The organism is Gluconacetobacter aggeris (genome assembly GCF_014174395.1).
GTDB classification, from domain to species: domain Bacteria; phylum Pseudomonadota; class Alphaproteobacteria; order Acetobacterales; family Acetobacteraceae; genus Gluconacetobacter; species Gluconacetobacter aggeris.
The window spans coordinates 1-21,859 of record NZ_JABEQD010000005.1; the positions used below are offsets into that span (position 1 = coordinate 1).

General features: G+C 65.5%; 20 protein-coding genes, 1 tRNA gene and 1 pseudogene. 10 read left to right on the forward strand and 12 right to left on the reverse strand.

Annotated elements, in window-relative coordinates:
• The 4 genes and pseudogenes from HLH36_RS08875 to uraH all read left to right on the forward strand — a co-directional run.
• Positions 1-325 (forward strand): annotated as a pseudogene (locus tag HLH36_RS08875) (alanine--glyoxylate aminotransferase family protein); the annotation flags it as partial.
• Positions 325-1,230, forward strand: a complete 906-nt coding sequence (puuE, locus tag HLH36_RS08880) for an allantoinase PuuE (RefSeq protein WP_182986056.1) — start codon at positions 325-327, stop codon at positions 1,228-1,230. The pseudogene HLH36_RS08875 and the gene puuE, both read left to right, overlap by 1 nt.
• A complete protein-coding gene (uraD, locus tag HLH36_RS08885) occupies positions 1,227-1,763 on the forward strand; it encodes a 2-oxo-4-hydroxy-4-carboxy-5-ureidoimidazoline decarboxylase (protein WP_246376639.1) in 537 nt (178 codons plus the stop codon). The genes puuE and uraD overlap by 4 nt, the downstream gene beginning before the upstream one ends.
• Positions 1,760-2,113: a hydroxyisourate hydrolase gene (gene uraH, locus HLH36_RS08890; protein WP_182986057.1), complete on the forward strand. Its 354-nt coding sequence runs from the start codon at positions 1,760-1,762 to the stop codon at positions 2,111-2,113. The genes uraD and uraH overlap by 4 nt, the downstream gene beginning before the upstream one ends.
• 63 nt (positions 2,114-2,176) lie before the next feature.
• Here the strand turns inward: uraH and HLH36_RS08895 are convergent, their stop codons facing one another.
• The 4 genes from HLH36_RS08895 to HLH36_RS08910 form a co-directional block, all read right to left on the reverse strand.
• Positions 2,177-3,205 carry an isocitrate/isopropylmalate dehydrogenase family protein gene (locus HLH36_RS08895; protein ID WP_182986058.1) on the reverse strand — a complete coding sequence of 343 codons (1,029 nt, stop codon included), beginning with the start codon at positions 3,203-3,205 and terminating at the stop codon, positions 2,177-2,179.
• Between the two features lie 184 nt (positions 3,206-3,389).
• Positions 3,390-5,165, reverse strand: a complete 1,776-nt coding sequence (locus HLH36_RS08900) for an aminopeptidase P family protein (protein WP_182986059.1) — start codon at positions 5,163-5,165, stop codon at positions 3,390-3,392.
• 66 nt (positions 5,166-5,231) lie between these two features.
• Positions 5,232-6,146, reverse strand: coding sequence for a 50S ribosomal protein L11 methyltransferase (locus HLH36_RS08905; RefSeq protein ID WP_182964666.1), 915 nt, complete (start codon positions 6,144-6,146; stop codon positions 5,232-5,234).
• A complete protein-coding gene (locus HLH36_RS08910) occupies positions 6,143-8,404 on the reverse strand; it encodes an ATP-dependent helicase (protein WP_182986060.1) in 2,262 nt (753 codons plus the stop codon). The genes HLH36_RS08905 and HLH36_RS08910 overlap by 4 nt, the downstream gene beginning before the upstream one ends.
• Here HLH36_RS08910 and HLH36_RS08915 point away from each other — a divergent pair.
• A complete protein-coding gene (locus tag HLH36_RS08915; protein WP_246376640.1) occupies positions 8,393-9,214 on the forward strand; it encodes a JAB domain-containing protein in 822 nt (273 codons plus the stop codon). The genes HLH36_RS08910 and HLH36_RS08915 overlap by 12 nt on opposite strands.
• 19 nt (positions 9,215-9,233) lie before the next feature.
• Here HLH36_RS08915 and HLH36_RS08920 read toward each other — a convergent pair whose 3' ends face one another.
• Complete coding sequence (locus HLH36_RS08920) at positions 9,234-9,938, reverse strand: HAD hydrolase-like protein (RefSeq protein ID WP_182986061.1); 705 nt, start codon at positions 9,936-9,938, stop codon at positions 9,234-9,236.
• A 107-nt stretch (positions 9,939-10,045) separates the two neighbouring features.
• On the opposite strand from HLH36_RS08920, the gene HLH36_RS08925 reads away from it, so the two are divergent.
• Entirely contained in the window at positions 10,046-10,675 is a 630-nt protein-coding gene (locus HLH36_RS08925) for a JAB domain-containing protein (protein WP_182986062.1), read from the forward strand.
• Between the two features lie 8 nt (positions 10,676-10,683).
• Here the strand turns inward: HLH36_RS08925 and HLH36_RS08930 are convergent, their stop codons facing one another.
• The 7 genes from HLH36_RS08930 to HLH36_RS08960 all read right to left on the reverse strand — a co-directional run bounded on the left by HLH36_RS08930 (position 10,684) and on the right by HLH36_RS08960 (position 18,381).
• Entirely contained in the window at positions 10,684-12,492 is a 1,809-nt protein-coding gene (locus tag HLH36_RS08930) for a sensor domain-containing diguanylate cyclase (protein WP_182986063.1), read from the reverse strand.
• Between the two features lie 83 nt (positions 12,493-12,575).
• Positions 12,576-13,043 (reverse strand): helix-turn-helix domain-containing protein, encoded by a 468-nt coding sequence (locus HLH36_RS08935; protein ID WP_182986064.1) that lies wholly within the window; start codon positions 13,041-13,043, stop codon positions 12,576-12,578.
• Between the two features lie 169 nt (positions 13,044-13,212).
• Positions 13,213-15,102 carry a Hint domain-containing protein gene (locus tag HLH36_RS08940; protein ID WP_182986065.1) on the reverse strand — a complete coding sequence of 630 codons (1,890 nt, stop codon included), beginning with the start codon at positions 15,100-15,102 and terminating at the stop codon, positions 13,213-13,215.
• Positions 15,103-15,397: 295 nt separating this feature from the next.
• Positions 15,398-15,472, reverse strand: a tRNA-Thr gene (locus tag HLH36_RS08945).
• Between the two features lie 153 nt (positions 15,473-15,625).
• Complete coding sequence (gene serA, locus HLH36_RS08950) at positions 15,626-16,891, reverse strand: phosphoglycerate dehydrogenase (protein ID WP_182964659.1); 1,266 nt, start codon at positions 16,889-16,891, stop codon at positions 15,626-15,628.
• Between the two features lie 111 nt (positions 16,892-17,002).
• Positions 17,003-17,836: an inositol monophosphatase family protein gene (locus HLH36_RS08955; protein WP_182986066.1), complete on the reverse strand. Its 834-nt coding sequence runs from the start codon at positions 17,834-17,836 to the stop codon at positions 17,003-17,005.
• A complete protein-coding gene (locus tag HLH36_RS08960) occupies positions 17,833-18,381 on the reverse strand; it encodes a c-type cytochrome (protein ID WP_246376642.1) in 549 nt (182 codons plus the stop codon). Before HLH36_RS08960 ends, HLH36_RS08955 begins: the two co-directional genes overlap by 4 nt.
• A gap of 147 nt (positions 18,382-18,528) precedes the next feature.
• On the opposite strand from HLH36_RS08960, the gene HLH36_RS08965 reads away from it, so the two are divergent.
• From HLH36_RS08965 to smpB, 4 genes are all read left to right on the forward strand, one after another.
• Positions 18,529-19,272, forward strand: coding sequence for a 3-deoxy-manno-octulosonate cytidylyltransferase (locus HLH36_RS08965; RefSeq protein ID WP_182986067.1), 744 nt, complete (start codon positions 18,529-18,531; stop codon positions 19,270-19,272).
• Positions 19,269-20,144, forward strand: coding sequence for a prephenate dehydratase (locus tag HLH36_RS08970; RefSeq protein ID WP_182986068.1), 876 nt, complete (start codon positions 19,269-19,271; stop codon positions 20,142-20,144). Before HLH36_RS08965 ends, HLH36_RS08970 begins: the two co-directional genes overlap by 4 nt.
• 156 nt (positions 20,145-20,300) lie before the next feature.
• A complete protein-coding gene (gene dapA, locus HLH36_RS08975; protein WP_220792775.1) occupies positions 20,301-21,182 on the forward strand; it encodes a 4-hydroxy-tetrahydrodipicolinate synthase in 882 nt (293 codons plus the stop codon).
• Between the two features lie 5 nt (positions 21,183-21,187).
• The gene (gene smpB / locus HLH36_RS08980) at positions 21,188-21,676 is read left to right on the forward strand and encodes an SsrA-binding protein SmpB (RefSeq protein ID WP_182948475.1); all 489 of its coding nucleotides are present in this window, start codon (positions 21,188-21,190) and stop codon (positions 21,674-21,676) included.
• The last annotated feature ends 183 nt before the right edge of the window (positions 21,677-21,859 follow it).

Genomic DNA, 21,859 nt, shown 5'->3' on the forward strand with positions numbered 1-21,859 from the left:
TGCGGGGCTGCGGGCGATGGGGCTGAGCCTGTATGGGCAGGATGCCTATCGCATGACCAACGTGACGGGGGTTTATATTCCCGACGGCGTGGATGGCGAGCGGGTGCGGGCACGGATGCGCGGGGAGTTCGAGATCGAGATCGGCACCGCCTTCGGGCCGCTGGCGGGGAAGGTCTGGCGGATCGGAGCAATGGGCTACAATGCGATGCGGCACAAGGTGCTGATCACGCTCGGTGCGCTGGAGGCCGTCCTGCGGGCCGAGGGCTACGCGCCGCCGCCCGGCGCGGCCATCGATGCGGCCCGCGCCGTTTATGAGGCCGCGTGATGACTGTGCCCTATCCCCGTGACCTTGTCGGCTATGCCGGCGACCCGCCTGATCCGCGTTGGCCCGGCCAGGCGCGGATCGCCGTGCAGTTCGTCATCAATTACGAGGAAGGGGCCGAGAATTCGGTCCTGCATGGCGATGCGGGGTCCGAAGCCTTCCTGTCCGAGATGGTCGGTGCGCGATCGGTGCCTGGCGCGCGGGCGATGGCGATGGAGAGCCTGTACGAATATGGCTCGCGCGCCGGGTTCTGGCGTCTGCGCCGGCTGTTCGTGGAGCGGGAGGTGCCCGTGACGGTCTTCGGGGTTGCCGCTGCGATGGCCCGCAATCCCGACGCGGTGGAGGCGATGCTGGATGCGGGGTGGGAGATTGCCAGCCACGGCCTGCGCTGGATCGATTACCAGGATATTCCCGAGGCGCGCGAACGCGCGCATATCCGCGATTGTATTGCGCTGCACACCCACCTGACCGGGTCGCGCCCGCTGGGCTGGTACCAGGGTCGCACCAGCCCGAACACCGCCCGGTTGATCGTCGAGGAAGGTGGCTTCGTCTACGATGCGGATTCCTACGCTGACGACCTGCCTTACTACGACGACCGTTATGGGCGGCCGCAACTGATCGTGCCCTATACGCTGGATGTGAACGACATGCGCTATGTGGCGCTGAATGGCTTCACCGAAGGCGAGCAGTTCTTTCGCTATCTGCGCGATACGTTCGATACCTTGTACGAGGAAGGTGACGTGGCGCCGAAGATGATGTCCGTCGGGTTGCATTGCCGCATCGCCGGCCGTCCTGGCCGTGCCCGCGCGGTGGCGCGCTTCCTGGACCATGTTCTGGCCCATGAACGGGTCTGGGTGGCGACGCGCCTGGATATCGCCCGCCACTGGCTGGAGGTCCATCCTGCATGAACCTGGTGATGCAGCGCGTGAACGAGATGGAACCCGCGCGGTTCGTCGAATGGTTCGGCGCGCTCTACGAACATTCGCCCTGGGTGGTGGAACGTGCGGCGGCCTTGCGCCCGTTTGCGGACCCGGGCGCGATGCTGGCGGCGATGACCGGTGTGCTGGACCGGGCGACGGTGGAAGAGAAGCTGGCACTGGTGCGTGCGCACCCCGAACTGGCGCGCCGGGCGGGGCTTGACCCTGACCTGACCCGTGCCTCGCAGGCCGAACAGGCCTCGGCGGGGCTGGATCGGCTGACGCCGGAGGAATATGCGCGGTTCAACAGGCTGAATGACGGCTATGCCGCGCGTTTCGGCATGCCGTTCGTGATCTGCGTCCGCCTGTCGGACAAGGCGCTGATCCTGTCGGAAATGGAGCGCCGCCTGGCCCAGGCGCCGGTGGAGGAACTGGACACCGCGATCGTGGAAATCGGCAAGATCGCGACCCTGCGCCTGACCGATGCGTTGGGCGTGCTGGCACGGGAGGAGCCGGGATCATGAGCAGTCTGTCGAGCCATGTCCTCGACCTGGTCTCCGGCCGGCCGGCGGCGGGCATGGAGATCGTGCTCTGGTCCGGGGATGCCTGCCTGTTCCGTGGCCGGACCAATGACGATGGACGGTGCCCGGATCTGGCCGGGGCAGGGGAATTGTCGCCGGGAGCCTATCGGCTGGAATTCGCGGTTGCCGCCTATTTCCGGGCACGGGGCGTGGCGCTGAGCGACCCGCCCTTTCTGGACGTGGTGCCGATCGCGTTCGGGATTGCGGCTCCGGGGCCGGATGGTAAGGGCGGCCATTACCATGTGCCGCTGCTGGTCTCGCCCTACGGGTTTTCGACCTACAGGGGAAGTTGAAAAACGCCCCGCCGAGGCGGGGCGCGGGGCCGCCGGTTCCGAGGGGGGAGCCGGCGACCGGGATCAGACCAGGTGCTGCTTCAGCGCTGCCGTGAATTCGCGCGTGCCGTTATTGCCGCCCAGGTCGCGGGTCAGCAGTTCGCGCTTGGTGATCACGGCGCGGATGCCGCTTTCGATGCGCTTGGACAGGTCGTCGCGGCCGACATGCTCCAGCATCATGTTCGCGGCCAGCAGCAGGGCCAGCGGGTTGGCGAGGTTCTTGCCGGCAATGTCGGGGGCCGAGCCGTGGACGGCTTCGAACACCGCCGCCTTCTCGCCGATATTGGCTCCCGGGGCCATGCCCAGGCCGCCGACCAGGCCGGCCGTCAGGTCGGACAGGATATCGCCGAACAGGTTGGTGGTGACGATGACGTCATACTGCCAGGGGTCGATGACCAACTGCATGGCGCACGCATCGACGATGCGCTCGTTGCATTCCACGCGGCCTTCATATTCCTTGGCGACCTTGCGGCCCTCTTCCAGGAACAGGCCGGTCAGCAGCTTCAGGATGTTGGCCTTGTGGACCAGCGTCACCTTCTTGCGGCCATGCTTGACGGCATATTCGAAGGCGAAGCGGACGATGCGGTTACATTCGGCGCGCGAGTTGTAGCCGGCACCCGTCGCGATCCCGTGCGGGTCGTCGCCCACCGGGATGTAGCTTTCCATCGCCGCGTAGTACCCTTCCAGGTTTTCACGCACCAGGACCAGGTCGATCTTGTCGAAACGGCCGCCCGGAACGAACGTCCGCGTCGGGCGCAGGTTGGCATACAGCCCGAATTCCTGGCGCAGGGTCACGTTGATGGACTTGAAGCCGCCGCCGACGGGGGTCGTCAGCGGGCTCTTCAGGGCCAGGCCGGTGTGGCGGATGCTGTCGATCGTCTGGGGAGGCAGCGGATTGCCGGTCGCCTCAACCGCCGCCATACCCGCGAGCTGCTTGTCCCAGGCAAACGGCGCGCCAACCGCGTCCAGGATCTCGGTCACGGCATCCATGATTTCCGGGCCGATCCCATCGCCGGGGATCAGGGTAGCCGGAATGGTCTTTTCAGCGGACATTGTCGAACGTCTCCCTCTGTGCTTTGTCAGGCCCGACCTGCCGACCGTGCGTTCGCGAGGCGGGGCAGCCGGGCCGGAACCCGTATGGTCCTAAGCCTGTGGCAGACGGGTGACAATTGCACTCGCCCCCGTCGCAGGGGCTTTCGCAGTCACATTATCTGGCGCTGTCCGGGGAGGTTTCGCGCTATTCCGCCGCGATCGGGGCACAGGCAGTCGCCAGCCATGCACGGGCGTCTATATCCAGTTGCGGCGCGATAAGATCAAAAACGCGTGCATGGTACGTATCCAGCCATGCCGCCTCTTCGCCGGTGAGTAGCGCCGGGTCGATCAGCCGCCGGTCGAACGGCGCGAGGGTCAGAGTCTCGAACCCCAGGAAGGTCCGTCCGGCCTCGGCCGGGACCGGGTGGACCAGCAGCAGGTTTTCCAGCCGGATGCCGTAGGCGCCCGGCCGGTAATAGCCGGGCTCGTCGGACAGGATCATGCCCGCCGCGACCGCCACCGGCCGGTGAACGGGCGAGATCGAGCATGGGCCCTCATGCACCGAAAGGTAGCTGCCGATGCCATGGCCGGTCCCGTGATCGTAATCCAGCCCGTCCTGCCACAGCGCGTAGCGCGCCAGGGCATCCAGCGCGTGCCCTGTCGTGCCCACCGGAAAGCGGGCCCGCGCCAGGGCGATATGGCCCTTCAGCACGCGGGTGAAGGGGCCGCGCACGCCGTCGGGCCCCAGCCCCTTGCCGGTCCACAGGGTGCGCGTCACGTCGGTCGTGCCGAACGGATACTGGCCGCCGCTGTCGATCAGATAGACTTCGTCGGCACCGATCGTGCGGGCGGATTCCGGGGTGACCCGGTAGTGGATGACCGCGCCGTTCGGGCCGGCCCCGGAGATGGCGGGAAAGCTCTCCTCGCGGTAATCGGGGCAAAGCGCGCGGAAGCCATCCAGCTTTGTCGCGGCCTGGAGTTCATTCTGCCCGACGCCCTGTGTATCGACCCAGTGGAGGAAACGGCATAGGGCCACGCCGTCGATCAGGTGCGCCTTGCGTGCGCCGTCCTGCTCCACATCATTCTTGCAGGCGCGGGGCAGCGCGCACGGGTCCGTGGCGCGGGCGATGGTGGCACCGGCGGCTTCCAGCGTCTGGATGAACCAGATTGCCGTGCCCACCGGATCGACCCGTATCGTCTGGCCGGCCAGTGCCGCCAGGGCCGCGTCGAGCCCCGAGGGAGGCACGATCCGCACCTGTGGACCCAGCCAGTCGGCGGCGTCGGGCGACACGCGCGCCGGCTCGATGAACAGATCCACCCGCCCGTCGGCATGCAGGATGGCGAAGGCCAGGCAGGCCGGGGTGTAGGGAATGTCGTTGCCGCGGATGTTCAGCAGCCAGGCGACCGATGTCGGGTCGCCCACGATGGCCGCGTCCTGGCCGGCGGCACGCAGGATGGCGGCCATGCGTGCCCGCTTGTCGGCGCTGTCCTCGCCCGCGAACGACAGGGGGTGGGGCTGGCAGGGCGTGCCGGGGGCGGCCGGCTGGTCGGTCCAGATCCGGTCTACCGGATTGGTCGCCAGCGGCACCATGTCCAGCCCGTGGGCGAGGTAAGGCTGCAGCCCGGCCTCGCCCACCAGACGGGGGTCGTAGCCGATCCGCAGGCCCCGGCCGCCCTGTGCCGCCAGCCATTCCGCCGGTGGGGTGTCGCGCATATGCAGGCGGGCCCAGGCCGTGCCGTCCACCTGCTGGTCCATCTGCGTGATGTATCGGCCGTCGGAGAATACGGCCGACGGACCGTCGCGCAGCACGACGGCCAGGCCGGCGCTGCCGGTGAAGCCGCTGAGCCACGCCAGGCGTTCGGCGTAGGGGGCGACATATTCGCCCAGATGCTCGTCGCCGCGCAGCAGGACGAAGCCGTCGACATCCATCTCTTCCAGAACGCGGCGCAGCGCGGGAAGGCGGGCTTGGATCTCGGGCATTGTTATCGTCCTTATTGCTTTATAAACAATCTATTCTATCGTTTTTCTGTGGCGACGTACGATCTGTCAGGCGCCGGCGGACCCGTCGGGGCGGCGCAGGACGAGCGTCGACCAGTCGCCTTCGGTCAGGTGCCGTTCCAGGACCAGACCCTGCCGCCGGTGGGCTGCGACCACCATCCGGGCCTGGCTGTTCAGCAGGCCGGCCAGGATGGCGGTGCCGCCGGGCGCCAGATGCGCCGCCAGGTCCTTCGCCATCAGGCAGAGCGGGCGGGCCAGGATATTGGCGAAGATCAGGTCGAAGGGGGCATGGCGCTTCAGGCCCGGTGTGCCCCAGCCATTGCCCAGCCGGGCCGTCACGAGTGCCGACAGGCCGTTCAGCGCGGCGTTCTGCCGGGTGGTGCGGACGGACCATGGGTCGATATCCACCGCCAGGACCGGGCGGTGCAGCAATGCTGCGGCGGCCATGGCCAGGATGCCCGAGCCGCAGCCCATGTCCAGGATCCGGTGCGGCCGGCGATGGGCTACCTGTTCCAGGGCGCGGAGGCAGCCGCGGGTCGATCCGTGCTCGCCCGACCCGAAGGCCATGCCGGCATCGAGGGTGATCGCGATGCGACGCGAGGTGGACGGACCTTCCAGATGGGTTCCGCGCACCACGAAACGCTTCCCGACATCCTGCTCGGGGAAGGATTCGTAAGTGCGGGCCAGCCAGCCTTCGGCCTCGGTCCGTGTGCGTTCCAGTTCGGCAGCGTATCCGCTGACGGCTGCGGCCAGGGCCAGGGCAGCCGTCAGTTCGGCCTCGCCGAAGCCGAGATCGCGCACGCCTTCGACCCGCCACAGGATCTGGGTATCGTCGACCTCGAAGATCCCGATTGTGGAACAGACGACCGAGAGCGCGTCCTCGTACGCCATGACGGCGTCGGCGGGGACGGTGACGGCAATGGTTTCCAGTTCCGTCGCGTGGCGACGGGTCAGACTTGTCATGGTGCTTTCTCGACAAAACTGTCCAGGAGACGTTTCGGTCCCGCCTTGTCGAAGGCGACTTCCAGCCGGTTGCCCTCGACGGACGACACCGTCCCGTATCCGAATTTCTGATGGAAGACGCGCGTGCCCACCGGCATCGCCGCTTTGGCGGGGACCGCCGCGTCGCCCGCATCGGCCGCGCGCGGCCGGCGCGCGGTGATGGGGAAGGCGCTGGAGAAGGCCGGGGTCTGGCCTAAGCTCCGGCTGCGCGCCTGGCTGGCGGCACCGGTCGTGGTCACGTATTCGTCCGGCAGTTCCTCGATGAAACGGCTGGGCATGGCCGATTGCCAGTTGCCGTAGATGCGGCGGCTGGCGGCATGGCTGATGATGGCCCGATGCCGCGCCCGGGTGATGCCGACATAGGCCAGGCGCCGTTCTTCCTCCAGCCCCTTCTGGCCGCCTTCGTCCAGGGTACGCTGCGAGGGAAACACGCCTTCCTCCCAGCCTGGCAGGAACACGGTGTCGAATTCCAGCCCCTTCGCGCCGTGGAGGGTCATGATGCTCAGGCGTTCGGTGCCCGCGCTTTCCTCGTTTTCCATCACCAGGGCGACATGTTCCAGGAAGTGGCCCAGGCTTTCGAAATCGGCCAGCGCGCGCACCAGTTCCTTCAGATTGTCCAGCCGGCCCGGTGCCTCGACCGAGGTATCGGCCTTCCACATGTCGATATAGCCGCTTTCCTCCAGCAGCGTGTCGACGACCACGACATGGCCCTCGCGCGGCAGGGCCTCGCGGCCTTGTGCGAGGCTGTTCAGCAGTGCGGCCAGGCTGTCGCGGGCCTTGCCCTTGATCTCGCCGCGTTCCAGCATGATGCTGATTGCTTCCGTCAGCGGCACGCCGCCGTCGCGGGCGGCCTGATGGAATTTCTGCATCGCGACGGCGCCGATACCGCGCCGGGGCACGTTGATGATGCGTTCGAACGCCAGATCGTCCGCCGGCTGGTTCAGCACGCGCATATAGGCCAGCGCGTCGCGGATTTCCGCGCGTTCGTAGAAGCGCAGGCCGCCGACGACCCGGTAGGGCAGGCCGAGTGCGATCAGTCGCTCCTCGAACGCGCGGGTCTGGAAACCGGCGCGGACCAGGATGGCGATTTCCGACATTTTATGCCCGCCGGCACGCAGGCGTTCGACTTCTTCGCCGACCAGCCGGGCCTCGTCGTCCGAATCCCAGACGGAGGCCACGCGGACCTTCTCGCCCGACGCGTCGTCGCGGCCGGGGCGCAGGGTCTTGCCCAGCCTGCCGTCATTATGCGCGATCAGGCCGGAGGCGGCGCCCAGGATCTGGGCGGTGGAGCGATAATTGCGTTCCAGCCGGACGATGGCGGCGCCGGGGAAGTCGCGCTCGAAGCGCAGGATGTTTTCGACCTCCGCGCCGCGCCAGGAATAGATCGACTGGTCGTCGTCGCCGACGCAGCAGATATTCGCCTGCTGCCCTTCGCGCTGGGCCAGCAGGCGCAGCCAGAGATACTGGATGGTGTTGGTGTCCTGGTATTCGTCGACCAGGATGTAGCGGAACAGGCGGTGATATTGCGCCAGCACGTCCGGCCGGGTGCGCAGGATCTCGGTGACATGCAGCATCAGGTCGCCGAAATCGCAGGCGTTCAACTGGACCAGCCGCGCCTGGTAGCTGGCATAGATCGCCCGGCACTGGCCATTGGCGAAATCGCAATCCTCGGCCGGGGTGACGCGCTCGGGCGTCAGTCCGCGATCCTTCCAGCGCTGGATCACGCCCAGGATACCCTGGGGAGGCCAGCGTTTGCTGTCGATGCGCAAGGGCTCGATCACCTGCTTGAGCAGGCGGAGCTGGTCGTCGGTATCGAGGATGGTGAAGCCCGAACTCAGCCCGACATATTCGGCATGGCGGCGCAGCATGCGCGCGCAGAGGGCATGGAATGTGCCCAGCCACAGCCCTTCGACCGGTTCGCCCAGCAGGGTGCCGATCCGCTCGCGCATTTCGCGCGCCGCCTTGTTGGTGAAGGTCACCGCCAGGATCTGGTAGGGTCGCGCGCGGCCCGACAGCAGGATATGGGCGAAGCGGGTGGTCAGGACGCGGGTCTTGCCCGTGCCGGCGCCGGCAAGGACCAGCAGCGGGCCGTCGGTTGTCTCGATCGCCATCCGCTGTTCGGGATTGAGGCGCTGGAGATAATCCGGAGCGTCGGGGGTGGGGGCTGGGGTCTGGTTCACGGTTTCGGTATAGGGCGTCGCGGGACTATGACCAAGCATTGCGACGACGCGTTGCGGACTGATTCCCGCGCCGGGGGGGGACTGGTCCATCGGATACGGGAGACAGGCAGCGTCATGACGCGGGTGGGCAGGAGCGGCGGAAAGGGCGCGGGGCAGGCAGTTCCCTTCAGGGAAACCGGGCCGAGCGGGCACCGGGCGCGGATGCGCGCGCGGGTTCTGGCCTCCGGCGCCGCGTCGCTCGCGGATTACGAGATCGTGGAGATGCTGCTGTTCATCGGTGTGCCGAGGCGGGACACCAAGCCGCAGGCCAAGGCCCTGCTGAACCGATTCGGCAGCCTGGGTGCGCTGCTGTCGGCCTCGGCCGATGTCCTGCGGGAAGCGGGCCTGTCGGATCGGGCGGCGGCGGCGCTGGGGTTGCCGGCTTCGGTGGCCGATTGCCTGTCGCGTCCCGATCCGTTGACCCGTACCCCGATGGGGGACTGGGATGCCGTGCTGACCTATTGCGACACGCAACTGGCCGATGCGCCGCCCTGCCAGCTGCGTGTTCTCTTCCTCGACAGCATCAATCACATCATCGCGGACGAAGCGGTGGACGACATATGGGATGAGGGTAAACATGAACTGACCCAGCGCCATATCCTGCTGCGCGCGCTCGACCTGCATGCCACGGCGCTGGTCGGCGTCCGCATCGCGCCCTCATGGCCGCCGCCGGTTGCGATGATCGAAGGGGACGCGGTGCTGATGCAGGCCATTTCCTACCACGCGCAGAATCTGTCCCTGACGATCCAGGACCATGTGTTCCTGCGGCAGGGCCAGTGGCTCAGCCTGCGTCAGCAGCGGCGGCTCTAGATATTTTACTCCAGATATTTTACTCCGCTGGATGGATGTGCGCTGCCGCGAGCTGGCCCCGGATGGCGGCCATCAGTTCACCGGGATCGGTCACCAGCGCGTCCGCTCCGGCTTCGGTCAGTTCTTCCTCGCCGCCATATCCCCACAGCACGCCCAGCCCCCTGATATGGTTGGCATGCGCCCCGCTGATATCGAACCGGCGATCGCCCACCATGATGGCGCGGTTTTTGGCGATCTGGTGTTCTTCCAGCAATTGCGCGATCAGTTCGGGCTTTTCCGCGCCGGTATCGTCGGGCCGTGCGCCGTACAGAGCCGTGAAATAGGGGGTCAGTTCCCGCAATTCCAGGATCGCGCGCGCCAGGTGAACCGGTTTGGAGGTTGCAAGGAACAGGCGGGCGCCTGATGCCGTCACGGCCTCGATCACCTCGCGCATGCCGGGAAAGACGGGGCTGCGATGCATGCCGCGCCGTTCGTAATGATAGCGGTAGCGGCGTACGGCTTCTTCGGCGCGGTCATCGCCATAATGCGTCAGGACGCGGGCCACCAGATCATGCAGGGGCGGGCCGACAACCCAGGTCAGGTCTTCCGCCGGATCGGGTTCATGGCCAAGATCGCGTATCGCGTCATGCAGGGAACTGATAATGCCGGCGCGGGAATCGATGATGGTACCGTCGAGATCGAGAAGAATCGCGTCGTGATGGCTGAGAGACGACAGAACATTCATACCGGCGATGGTCCTTTTGGCTCCATGAAGACCCCTTATAGCCTCGCCGCAGCCGCTTCGCGACCATTGCCGGCCTTCCTTGCGGGTGGCCGGGGGCGCGGGACGGCATGAGCGCCGCCGCGACCATCGCGGAGGATGCCGCGCTGCTGTCCACGATCCTGGCGCTGATCCTGCCGCCGGGGGCTGATCCGACGGCGCTGGCGCAGGCCCTCCTGAAACGATTCGGGACGGCCGGTGCCGTCTTCGCCGCCGATGCCGACGAATTGTCGGCGGTTGCCGACGGACGCCTTCAGGTGGTCGTCACCTTTCCGCTGCTGCGTGAGGCGGCCATCCGGCTGATGCGTACGCGAATCCGGCAGGGCAGCCTGCTGGCGTCACATGATGCGCTGATGGCCTATCTGCAGGCCGTTCTGGCGCGCGAGACGCTGGAACAGTTTCGCGTGCTGTTCCTGGACCGGAATGCCCGCCTGATTGCGGATGAGGTACTGGCCCAGGGCACGATCGACCAGACGCCCGTCTATCCGCGCGAGGTCATGCGGCGTGCCATCCGCCTGAAGGCGAGTGAGCTGATTCTGGTCCACAATCATCCTGGCTGGAACCCCATGCCGTCGCGTGAGGACATCATGATGACCCGGCGGCTGGAACAGATCGCCACCGTGCTGGGGTTGACGGTGCGCGACCATGTCATCGTGGGCAATGGCGGCGCGACCAGTTTCCGGCAGGCCGGGCTGCTGTGAGAGCCCGTTCAGGCGCTGTCGGCTGGCTGTGAGGTGAGGGTGGCGTCGGCGATCATCAGCCGGTTGCGGCCCCCTCTCTTCGCGGCATAGAGCGCCTGGTCGGCGCGCTCGATCAGTGCCGCATGATCTTCGCCGGGCTGGTGGCTGGCGATGCCCATGCTGATGGTGACATGCAGGATCGGGCCCGACGGGATTGCGATCGAATCCGACGAGACGGCGCGGACGAGGCGGCGCGCCAGGCTGATCGCCTGCTCCGGGTTCCGGTTGGTGATCAGGACCGCGAATTCCTCGCCTCCGATCCGGGCGACCATGTCGCCGTCGCGCACCGAGGCCAGCACCGTGGACGCCACCCGCCGCAGCACCACGTCCCCGACCGGATGACCGTAGCGATCATTGACCAGCTTGAAATGATCGAGGTCGAAGATCGCGACCGCTATCTTCGATGGGCTCTCCGCCAGGCAGGCGTGGAGCGTCTGGAAGAATGCGCGCCGGTTGGGCAGGCCGGTCAGATCGTCGGTGTTGGCGGCATGCTCGTTGGCTTCGGCGATCTGACGGTTCTGCTCGTCCTGCGTCAACTGGTCGGTCACGTCGCGGATCAGCCCGCCATAACCCAGATCTTCATCCAGGCGGTGGGCCAGGATCTCGACATGTCGGATCGTGCCGTCGCGACGGCAGATGCTGACGATCTGGCGCAGATCTTCACGGCTGCCCGATACGATTTTGGCCAGCGCACGGCTGAGCGCCACGCGATCCTCGGGGATGACGCTTTCCAGCATGTGCTGGCCCAGCCGGTATTCGACCGGAACCCCGAATAATTGCTCGGACGCCGGGTTGAGGTAGCTCCACCGCCCGAATGCATCCACCCGGAACAGCACGTCGCCCACCCGGTCGGCCAGGTGACGGAAATCGCGCAGCCGCCGTTCGGCCAGTACGGCCTTCTGGTCGCGCTGGGTCAGCACGGCCCCCAGGGGCAAGGCACAGAAGAAGATCGTCGCCAGGTCGAGCTGGAAAATATAGACCCGTAGCGAGTCCGGCCCATGAAAGGGCATGACGGGACCGACGTCGGTGAAGATGAAATAGCTGCCGATCATGCCGATGATCGCAACGGCCAGCGCGGCGCCCTTGGCGTAGAGATGGTAGGTGGCCAGGACCAGCGGAGGCAGGAGAAGGAACTGGAACGGATAATGTGACTGGCGATAGACCACGATCGCCGCACCGGCGACGAGCGCCATCAGGCCGATGACCACCAGTCGCGAGGGGGCATCATGGTCTGCGCTCCCCTTGGTATCGTAGGGGTTCAGGGCCAGAAGAACCGGAACGGTGATCAGCAGGCCGGGCAGGTGAGCCATCGTCCAGGCCATCGCGCCGCCCAGCCAGTCGCGTCCCTCGCTGAGGTAAAGCACTTCCGCGGCGATGGCCGCAGAGCAGATCACGGCCGATACTGTCGCGATAGCGAAACGAAATGCCCATCCGGGATATTCGAAAAAGCCGGATATGGGGCTGAAACGGCGGGTCAGAAGAACGGCGAACAGGATTTCGATCAGATTGGCGGTGGCGAAGCCGACACTGGTGACCCATGGGCGATGGTCACCCAGATTGACCATCGTCGACAGGACCAGCAGCAGCGGGGGAAACAGCCACCAGTTGAAATTCCGGACGCATAGGGCCGCCGCCACCAGGATTGCGTTGGCGGGCCAGATCATCGAGGAACTGCCGCCATGCCGGGTCCATCCGACGCTGATAATGGCGACAAGGCACCAGACCGCGCAGGTCAATATCGTCGACAGACTGCTCCGACCCGCCAGGATTTCCGTCATATTCCGCGACCCGTCCACTCTTGTAATTTCAATTACCATCACCGGGCAGTCGATGGACAGACGGCAAGAGCGCCAGCGGGCAGTCAATCGTCGTTTTCGGCGGTTCTGGTCTGGCGCTCGACATATTTCTGGACGCTGATCTTCGATGCGACCGGGAGGCGGCGGTAAAGAGCGATGAGATCGTGTTCATCCACCGAGAGATCCATGCGGAATGACTGCTCCGTCATGCCGCTGAGGAAGAGTTCCATGGGCACCTGGAACAGTTCGGCCAGTCTGGGGATATGGATGCGTGCGCTACTGCGGCCGGTTTCCAGGGCCGCTATGGCGGAGCGGCTCAGACCGAGTGCCGTGGCCAGTTCGGACTGGCTCATGCCGCTGGCCAAACGCAGGGTGGCGATTTTCTTGGCGAGTTCGGCAGAGGGGGAGGCCTTCTCACCGTCATTGCCGGCCAATGTTGCGCTGTTCTCCCTGATCCATTTGCGAAAGAGCTGTTGGGTGACCAGATGTTCGCCATCGTCCGCCGAAGGCGAAACCTGGGTGTAGGAGAGCATGCCCCTGGGGAAATCGCGTACCCGGCGGGCCGGGAGGGATGGATCTTCCGGGCTCCAGATCTGTCCGGGCTGGAGGAGAATTCTTTGCGCCATGGATGGTGGATAAAGCAGAAGCCCTGCCCCCGTGAAGGGAGCAGGGCCCGGTCACGAAACGACCGTGCCAGGATTGTCAGGCCATTCGCTCCGACGCGGCCCCGGCCGATCCGGTGGAGGTGACGTAAAGACCGGATTCCCGGACCTGAATGGCCAGCAGGGCAACGCCATTGGGGTATCGCTGGCCGAGCGGCAGCAGCGCGTTGCCGTCGGTCCAGCGCCGGTCAGCCTGTTCGAGCGCATTCCAGCCGGACAGGGTCGTGTCGACCAGATGTGTCGTGATGTTCTGGGCATGATTGCCTTCGAACAGCATGATCTCGCCGACCGAGACGCCGAACTGGCGGCGGTCGTCGACGAATGGGCCGATCGTGTCGCTGGGGCGGCCGGAGCGAGAGACCAGGCGCACCGATGCAACCCCGGTCGGGATCATGAAGCTGATATAGCCGTTCGCCTCGCGGACCGGGCGGAGGGTCTGCCCCCTGTCGGTGACGAGATGCAGGTCCGGGTCGGCCGTCAGGGGCGGTGCCTCGGCACGGTTTTCCAGGGCGGCCTGCGTCGCACGGCTCTCGATCCGGCGGAACAGGGGCTCGGCGAAGCTCCGGTCGACGCCGAGGGGGGCCGCCGCGTCCTCGGCCCAGTTCTTCGCGCGGCCGCCGATCCTGAGGACTGGCCCGTTCTGACGGAATGTGCCGCGATTGCCCGTGTCGAGATAGGTTTCGGTCAGAACGCCGTCCGCCATGATCACGGCGTGTTCATCGGTCTCGATATGGTAATAGTCATAGGTGGTAAAGGACTTGTCATAGAAAATCGATCGTCCGTTGACGAGCATGCGGGCCGGGATGAACTTGCCATCAAAGAACAGGCAATGCTCGGCCGTGATCAGCATGTCCTTATAGGGCATGCCATCGGCGAGCGCGTCCTTGAGGATGCGGATCGGGTAACCTGCCTCGTCATCCGGCAGATCTGGATCGACAGTCGTCGTCCTGCTGCCGGCCCAGATTACCTTGCGGGTGATCGTCGTGTCGTTCTGCCAGTCGAAGACCGATACTTCGTCGCCGATACGCATCTCTTCGATCGCACGGTCACCGTCCGGCATCCGGATCATGGAGCCGGCGAGATAGCAGACACCGATATAGGTATTGCCGCTATTGTAGGTAATTTTCAGGGGATTGGTCGCGGTATCTGTCGTCGCCAGGTTATTGTAAGTTCCGGCGGGAAGGTATGCACCTGCTGCGGGTGTTGCAGTGTAAGTTGCAATCTGTGTCCCGTCGCTTCCAAAAAGTGTAATTGTTTTGTCTGTTCCCGAATTTGCTATGGTATAACCAGAAATGGGGGCGACAGTATTCTGTAGTTCTATGGTATCGTACTGCGGGTCGTATCCGGTGATGTTTATGTTGGAAAGGTTCAGGAAGACGTTGTTCCCATTCAGGACAAGAGTGCCGCCTCCTGTCATGAACCGGATATTCGTTCCCTGAAGAAGGCTGACGAGCTGCGTCGAGCCGTCATACTCCCCACCGTAACCGATGTTGATGTTCGAACCGGTGAGGGCGCCGGCCAGGATGCCACCAGAGAATGATGCGGTACCACCATAAATATTGACGGTCGCTACCGTCGCGGCGTTCGCAACAAAATTAATATCTGTCGTTCCGCCAATCGTGAATGTGGGAACAGACAAAAGGCCGAGAAGAAAATCGATGGTTCCGCTGGAGCCGGGGGTGGAGACCCACGCCCCGCCAAGAACGGACACAAGGCTACCGTTGGTCGCATTCGTTCCTGTCTGAATATTTTCAGCCAGAAGATTGTCCGGGACGCCGTTAATTGTAGAGATCGTCTGTCCACTTGCGTTTTTTATGACGATATTGGAGTTTCCGATGCCACCATTAAAGATGGTTCCATCAGTAATGGTCCACGTAGTTTCTACATGACCTGCTGCATCGTAAGTGTAGTACGTTCCTGCGCTCGACATGGTCGTGCTCCCCCAGAGATTGAGGCTTCCCTTCGAAGACCGGAGTTTCAGATTGTCATATAAAAGTTAACAAACGCCCCATATCGCGGGCGGCACGCGCGGCGGCCATAAGAAGCCATGAATCCGGGCCTGCTGCAGGCCGGGGAACCGGTCATGGCGGCAGGGCAGGCCGAATGACGATCCTTGTTGGATCGAAACCTTGCCCGTCAGAATGAGGACGTTTGAGGGGAAAACGCTGGAATCGCCTGAGACGCGGTCCCTGCGTTATTGCCCGTGGGAGGAATGAGGGGATTTCTGGTGCCGGGTGAGGGATTTGAACCCCCGACCTTCGGTTTACAAAACCGCTGCACTACCGCTGTGCTAACCCGGCGGCGATGGGCGCTGCACCATCGTTTAGGCCATTCCACGACATCGTTGCCCGTCTGGGACCCACGTCGGAGACTGTCTGCTTTTGCCTCTGTCTCCCTGACGGGTCAAGAGGGGAGGGGGCGGAGATATCATGGCCCCCGCCACCCTTTTCCGGTCAGGGCTGCTGGTACAGCAGGCGGGCGCGGATCGTGCCCTTCAGGTCGCGCAGGCGGCGCAGGATGCGGTTGTCCTTGTCGGTATCGCGTCCCGTATCGGCCTCGACCACCACATAGCCCAGTTCGCCGTCCGTCTGGAGATACTGGGCCGTGATGTTGCTGTTCTCGGCCATGAAGATCTCGTTGATCTGCAGCATGATGCCGGGAACGTTGCTGTGGACGTGCATGAAGCGGGTGCCGCGCGGGCTTTCGGGCAACTGCACGGTCGGGAAATTGACGGCGCCCAGGGTCGAGCCCACGTCGGAATATTCGATCAGCTTCCGCGCGACCTCGACGCCGATCCGCTCCTGCGCCTCGGCGGTGGAGCCGCCGATATGCGGGGTGAGGATGACATTATCCAGCCCCTGGAGCGGCGAGGTAAAGGCATCGCCCGCGCCCTTGGGTTCGGTCGGGAACACGTCGATCGCCGCCCCCAGCAGGTGGCCGTCGCGCAGGGCGTCGGCCAGGGCGGCCAGGTCCACGACATTGCCGCGGGCGTTGTTGATCAGGAAGGAGCCGGGCTTCATCGCGCGGATCTGTTCGGCGCCGATCAGGTTCGCGGTGCTGGGCAGTTGCGGCACATGGAGGCTGACCACGTCGCTCTGCGCCAGAAGATCGTTCAGAGAATCGACCGGGGTGGCGTTGCCGTGAACCAGCTTGTCGATCACGTCGTAATAGATCACCCGCATGCCGAACGCCTCGGCCAGGACCGAGAGCTGCGAGCCGATCGAGCCGTAGCCGACGATGCCGAGCGTCTTGCCCCGGACTTCCCAGCTATTGGCCGCCGATTTGTTCCAGCCGCCTTCATGGCACTGGACCGAGCGGGGGAAGATCCGCCGCATCAGCATCACGACCTCGCCCATCACCAGTTCGGCGACCGAGCGCGTATTGCTGAACGGGGCATTGAATACCGGAATGCCGTGGCCGCGCGCCGCCGTCAGGTTGACCTGGTTGGTGCCGATGCAGAAGCAGCCCACGGCGATCAGCCGGTCGGCGGCGGCAATGACCTCATCGGTCAACTGGGTGCGGGAACGGATGCCCACGATATGCACGCCTTCCAGCGCCTCGCGCAGGGCCGCGCCTTCCAGGGCGGTCTTCAGGCGCGTGACGTTCTCGTAACCGTTGGCCTTCAGCAGCGACACGGCGCTGTCATGTATGCCTTCGAGAAGCAGGATGCGGATCTTGTCCTTGGGGAGGGACAGGTGGGAGGTGGCTTCGCTGCTCATCTCGAATACTCGCGTTTATTCGGTGAAGATGGTGCTCCTATCCGATCCGCGGATAAATGGATAGGGGAAGGATGGCATCGGTGCCATGTGCCGGCCGGGCGGTCGCGTGGGTCAATGCGCAGGCAGGCCGGTATTCAGCAGGGAGACGGCATCCGCCAGGATCGCCTGATCGCCCACGGCCAGCACCGTGCCGTCGCCCTCGGCCCGCAGCGGGCGGCCGTGCCAGTCCGTCACCCGGCCGCCGGCACCTTCGATAATGGGTACCAGGGCGGCCCAGTCCCAGACCTTCATCGTGCATTCCGCGATCACGTCAACCTGGCCGAGCGCCAGCAGGCCGTAGGCATAGCAGTCGCCGCCCCAGGTCACGCGGCGGGCGGCGCGGCGCAGTGCGTCCCAATGCGGTGTCGGTGCGCCCTCGATCATCTCGGGCGAGGTGCAGGAGAGTTCGGCCAGTTTCAGGTCAGTGCAGCGCCGGGTGCCGATGGCGCCGGGAAGGCGGGATTCGTAGCGGGTTGGCCGGCCACGCATGCCGATCCAGCGTTCGCCGGTGATCGGCTGGTCGATGATGCCCAGCACCGGGACCCCGTCATCCAGCAGGGCGATCAGCGTGCCGAAGGTTGGCCGGCCGGTCACGAATGCCCGTGTGCCGTCGATCGGGTCGATCACCCAGCACCAGCGGGAGCCCGCGCGTTCCAGCCCGAATTCCTCGCCCAGAACCGCGTGTTCGGGCAGGCGTTCGGCCAGGATTGCCCGGATGGTGCGTTCGGCGGTGCGGTCGGCGACGGTCACCGGGCTCTGGTCGCTCTTGTCGTCCACCACGACCCCGGACCGGAAGAACGGACGGATCACGCATCCGGCGGCATCGGCGGCGGCGATCGCGGCTTCCAGCAGGCGATCGGCATCGGGGAGGGGGATGCTGGCCTGGGGCGTGTTGGACAGGGTCATGGAAGGTGTCCTCCGTCGGACAGGGTGTGCAGATAGGCGATGATCGCCGCGCGGTCGCGGATATCGGGCAGGCCGGGGAATGCCATGCGGGTGCCGGGCGCGAAACGGGCCGGGCTTTCCAGCCACGTCGAAAGGGCTTCGTCGGTCCAGAGCTCCGACCGGTGTGCCGACAATGCGGGGGAGAAGCTATAGGCGGGAATGCCGGCGATGGGGGTGCCGGCGACGCCGAACAGGTCGGGGCCGACCGTTGGGGGCGCGTCCTTCGTGAAACTGTGGCACATTGTGCAGGATCGTGCCGCAAGGGCCTGTCCCGCCTTGGGATCGGCATGGGCAAGTGCGTCGGCGATCGACGGGCGGGCCGCGCCGTCAGGTGGTTCGGGCAGGGCGAAGGCCGGACGGAGCGGGATGGCGACGGGGACGGCCAGGCGCCCGACCCAGACACTGCCCGCGACGGCCAGTGCGGTCAGCAGGATCGCGGCGCCGATGCGATTGGCGTCGTGGCTGTCCATTCGGGATACGATGCTCCATCCGTGTTTCGGTTGCATGCGGGCCAGTCCTTACCTAGACTGCCGGCCGCCTTGTGTGAAGCAGCGTGGGATCGTGCCGATGGGCCGGAGCGCGTATCCGCAGCGGCGTTTCCCCGGCCGGACGTTTCCGCCGCTTTCGTGTGTCAAGGCCCCCTGCGTGTTCGCATGAATCCAATCGTCATTATTCCCGCCCGCATGGCCTCGACGCGCCTTCCGGGCAAGCCGCTGGCCATGATCGGCGACCGGCCCATGATCCTGCATGTGCTGGAGCGTGCGCGCGCGGCCGATATCGGACCGGTCGTGGTTGCGGTGGCCGAACCCGAACTGGCGCAGGTGGTGGCCGACGCGGGTGGCACCGCGGTCCTGACCGATCCTGCGTTGCCGTCCGGCTCCGACCGGGTCTGGCATGCGCTTGCGACCATCGACCCCGATGGCCGGCACGACGTGGTGGTGAATCTGCAGGGCGATCTGCCGGGGCTGGCGCCGGAGACGCTGGCCGCTGCGTTGCTGCCGCTGGCCGACCGGGCAGTGGATATCGGCACGCTGGTTGCCCCCGTCACCGAGCCTGGCGAGGCGCAGGCGGAATCGGTGGTCAAGGTCGCCTGCGCCTTTCCCGACGGCGCCCCGCAGGCCGTGGCGCGGGCGCTGTATTTTTCTCGGGCGGCTGTTCCATGGGGCGAGGGCGCGCTGTGGCATCATGTCGGGATTTATGCCTATCGCCGTGCGGCGCTCGCGCGGTTCGTGGCGCTGCCGGAAGCGGCGCTGGAGCGGCGTGAGAAACTGGAGCAGCTCAGAGCCTTGGAGGCCGGAATGATCATCGGATGTGCCCGGATCGGAGTCGCGCCGTTCGGCGTGGACACGCCGGCGGACCTGGAACGCGCGCGCCGCATCCTGGCAGGCGTGGCATGAGCGGCGCGCCGGCCATTCCGCCGACGGGGATCATCGCTTTCCAGGGGCGGCCGGGTGCCTATTCCGACCTGGCATGCCGGCAGGCTTTTCCGGGCTGGATCACGCTGCCGTGCGAAACCTTCGCCGACGCGATTGCGGCGGTGCATGACGGGCGCGCGGATCTGGGCATGCTGGCCTGCGAGAACAGCCTGGCGGGCCGGGTGCCGGATATCCATGCCCTGCTGCCGCAGGCGGGGCTGAACATCGTCGGCGAGCATTTCCAGCGGGTCGAACATTGCCTGCTGGGTGTGCCCGGCAGCACGATCGCCCAGGCCCGGCGGGTGCATACCCATCCGGTCGCCATGGGGCAGATCCGGGGTGTTATCGAGACGCTGAACCTGACCCCGGTGGTGGAATTCGATACGGCGGGCGCGGCCGAGCTGGTGGCTCGCTGGAACAATCCCGAGGACGTGGCCGTGGCGTCGGCCCTGGCGGCGGAGCTGAACGGGCTGGTGGTGCTGCGCCATAATGTCGAGGATGCGGCGCATAACACCACCCGCTTCTATATCACCTCGCGCGATGCCATTCGGCCGCCGGCGGGGCAGAAGGGGACCGTGACCACCGTGCTGTTCCGTGTCCGCAACACGGCGGGCGCGCTGTACAAGGTGCTGGGCGGGTTTGCCACCAACGGCGTGAACATGACGCGGCTGGAGAGCTACATGCTGGACGGGTCGTTCGCCGCCACGCAGTTCCTGCTGGATGTCGAAGGGCATCCAGAGGACAAGCCGCTGGGGCGGGCGTTGGCGGAGTTGGCCTTTTTTTCCGAAACATCCGCGATTCTGGGTGTTTATCCGGGTTCGCCGTTCCGTGAGGACGCGGCGTCGGGCCGATGATGGTTGCCTATCCCCCGTACCCGGCATTAACAGGATAGATCAGAGGCTGACTTTGCAAACAGCCTCTTAACAGAACAGGCAGGATCAGCACCCTGCCGGGCCGGCCCGAGGAGGGCGGCCCATGTCACAGCCTGCGAGATTCGAGTGGAAACGACTATGTTCAAGGGTTCGATCACAGCCCTGATTACGCCGATGAACGATGACGGATCGCTGGATTTTCCGGCCTTGGGCCGATTCCTCGACTGGCAGGTCACCGAAGGATCGTCGGGCGTCGTGCCGATGGGCACCACGGGCGAAAGCCCCACCCTGACCCATGACGAGCACGCGCGCGTGGTCGAATATGCGGTTCAGGTCGTGGCGGGACGGGTGCCTGTCATCGCCGGTGCGGGTTCGAACAGCACCGCCGAGGCCGTCATCATGGCGCGCCACGCCAGGGACGCCGGCGCCGATGCCGTTCTGGTCGTGGCGCCTTATTACAACAAGCCGACTCAGGAAGGGTTGTACCGGCATTTCATGGCGGTTGCCGACGCGACCGACCTGCCGTTGATCGTCTACAATATTCCCGGCCGGTCAGTGGTGGATGTCTCCGTCGAGACCATGGCGCGTCTGGCGCGGCATGCGCAGATCGTCGGCGTGAAGGACGCCACCGCCAATCTGCTGCGGCCGATCCAGGTTCGCCGGGCGATTGGCCACAAGCCATTCAATCAGCTTTCGGGCGAGGATGGTACTGTGGTCTCGTTCCTGGCGGCCGGGGGCGATGGCTGCATCAGCGTGACCTCCAATGTCGCGCCGCGCCTGTGTGCCGAGTTGCACCGCGCATGGCAGGATGGGCGCGTGGCCGATGCGATGGCGCTGCAGGACCGGTTGTCGCCGCTGCATGACGCGCTGTTCTGCGAAAGCAATCCGGCACCGGTGAAATATGCCGCCAGCCTGCTGGGACTGGCGGGCGAGACCTGCCGGCTGCCGCTGGCGCCGCTGACCGAGGATTCCCGTGCCAAGGTTCGCGAGGCGATGGCCGCTGTCGGCCTGCTGAACTGACGATCATGGCTGAAAAAAACAAGAGCGGCATGATCTCGCACGGTATCGCGGCGCAGAATCGCAAGGGCCGGTTCGATTACACGATCCTGGAAACGGTCGAGGCGGGGCTGGTGCTGAAGGGGCCGGAGGTCAAGAGCCTGCGCATGGGGCGCGCCACGATCAACGAAGCCTATGCCGGTGATCGGAATGGCGAGATCTGGTTGTTCAACAGCTATATCCCCGAATATCAGGGTGGTGTGCTGTCGCGCTTCGAACCCCGCGCGCCGCGCAAGCTGCTGCTGCACGGCAAGCAGGTGAACAAGCTGCTGGGGGCCGTGGCGCGCGAAGGCGTGACGCTGGTGCCGCTGGATATCCATTTCAATGCCCGCGGTCTGGCCAAGGTCACGCTGGGCATCGGCGAAGGGCGCAAGAAGGCCGATAAGCGCCATGCGATCGCCGAACGCGACTGGCAGCGCGACAAGGCGCGGCTGATGCGCAACAAGGGCAAGGAATAGGCCCTTCGACAGCGTCTGGACGCGCTATCGCGTTGTTTTAAGGCGCATCGTCATGCGGGCGGACACTTTCGTGCCGCCAGTGGTCGGCTTTGGATTGAACGGCGCGGAGCGAAGGTGCGGGGAAGAAGTCCCCCCAAACAAAAACAGGGCCACCCGAAGGCGGCCCTGCTTGTTGATTCGGCT

Coding starts and splice junctions, on each gene's coding strand:
- puuE (WP_182986056.1), top strand. CDS start 325: ATGACTGTGCCCTATCCCCGTGACCTTGTCGGCTATGCCGGCGACCCG.
- uraD (WP_246376639.1), top strand. CDS start 1,227: ATGAACCTGGTGATGCAGCGCGTGAACGAGATGGAACCCGCGCGGTTC.
- uraH (WP_182986057.1), top strand. CDS start 1,760: ATGAGCAGTCTGTCGAGCCATGTCCTCGACCTGGTCTCCGGCCGGCCG.
- HLH36_RS08895 (WP_182986058.1), bottom strand. CDS start 3,205: ATGTCCGCTGAAAAGACCATTCCGGCTACCCTGATCCCCGGCGATGGG.
- HLH36_RS08900 (WP_182986059.1), bottom strand. CDS start 5,165: ATGCCCGAGATCCAAGCCCGCCTTCCCGCGCTGCGCCGCGTTCTGGAA.
- HLH36_RS08905 (WP_182964666.1), bottom strand. CDS start 6,146: ATGACAAGTCTGACCCGTCGCCACGCGACGGAACTGGAAACCATTGCC.
- HLH36_RS08915 (WP_246376640.1), top strand. CDS start 8,393: ATGACCAAGCATTGCGACGACGCGTTGCGGACTGATTCCCGCGCCGGG.
- HLH36_RS08910 (WP_182986060.1), bottom strand. CDS start 8,404: ATGCTTGGTCATAGTCCCGCGACGCCCTATACCGAAACCGTGAACCAG.
- HLH36_RS08920 (WP_182986061.1), bottom strand. CDS start 9,938: ATGAATGTTCTGTCGTCTCTCAGCCATCACGACGCGATTCTTCTCGAT.
- HLH36_RS08925 (WP_182986062.1), top strand. CDS start 10,046: ATGAGCGCCGCCGCGACCATCGCGGAGGATGCCGCGCTGCTGTCCACG.
- HLH36_RS08930 (WP_182986063.1), bottom strand. CDS start 12,492: ATGACGGAAATCCTGGCGGGTCGGAGCAGTCTGTCGACGATATTGACC.
- HLH36_RS08935 (WP_182986064.1), bottom strand. CDS start 13,043: ATGCTCTCCTACACCCAGGTTTCGCCTTCGGCGGACGATGGCGAACAT.
- HLH36_RS08940 (WP_182986065.1), bottom strand. CDS start 15,102: ATGTCGAGCGCAGGAACGTACTACACTTACGATGCAGCAGGTCATGTA.
- serA (WP_182964659.1), bottom strand. CDS start 16,891: ATGAGCAGCGAAGCCACCTCCCACCTGTCCCTCCCCAAGGACAAGATC.
- HLH36_RS08955 (WP_182986066.1), bottom strand. CDS start 17,836: ATGACCCTGTCCAACACGCCCCAGGCCAGCATCCCCCTCCCCGATGCC.
- HLH36_RS08960 (WP_246376642.1), bottom strand. CDS start 18,381: ATGCAACCGAAACACGGATGGAGCATCGTATCCCGAATGGACAGCCAC.
- HLH36_RS08965 (WP_182986067.1), top strand. CDS start 18,529: ATGAATCCAATCGTCATTATTCCCGCCCGCATGGCCTCGACGCGCCTT.
- HLH36_RS08970 (WP_182986068.1), top strand. CDS start 19,269: ATGAGCGGCGCGCCGGCCATTCCGCCGACGGGGATCATCGCTTTCCAG.
- dapA (WP_220792775.1), top strand. CDS start 20,301: ATGTTCAAGGGTTCGATCACAGCCCTGATTACGCCGATGAACGATGAC.
- smpB (WP_182948475.1), top strand. CDS start 21,188: ATGGCTGAAAAAAACAAGAGCGGCATGATCTCGCACGGTATCGCGGCG.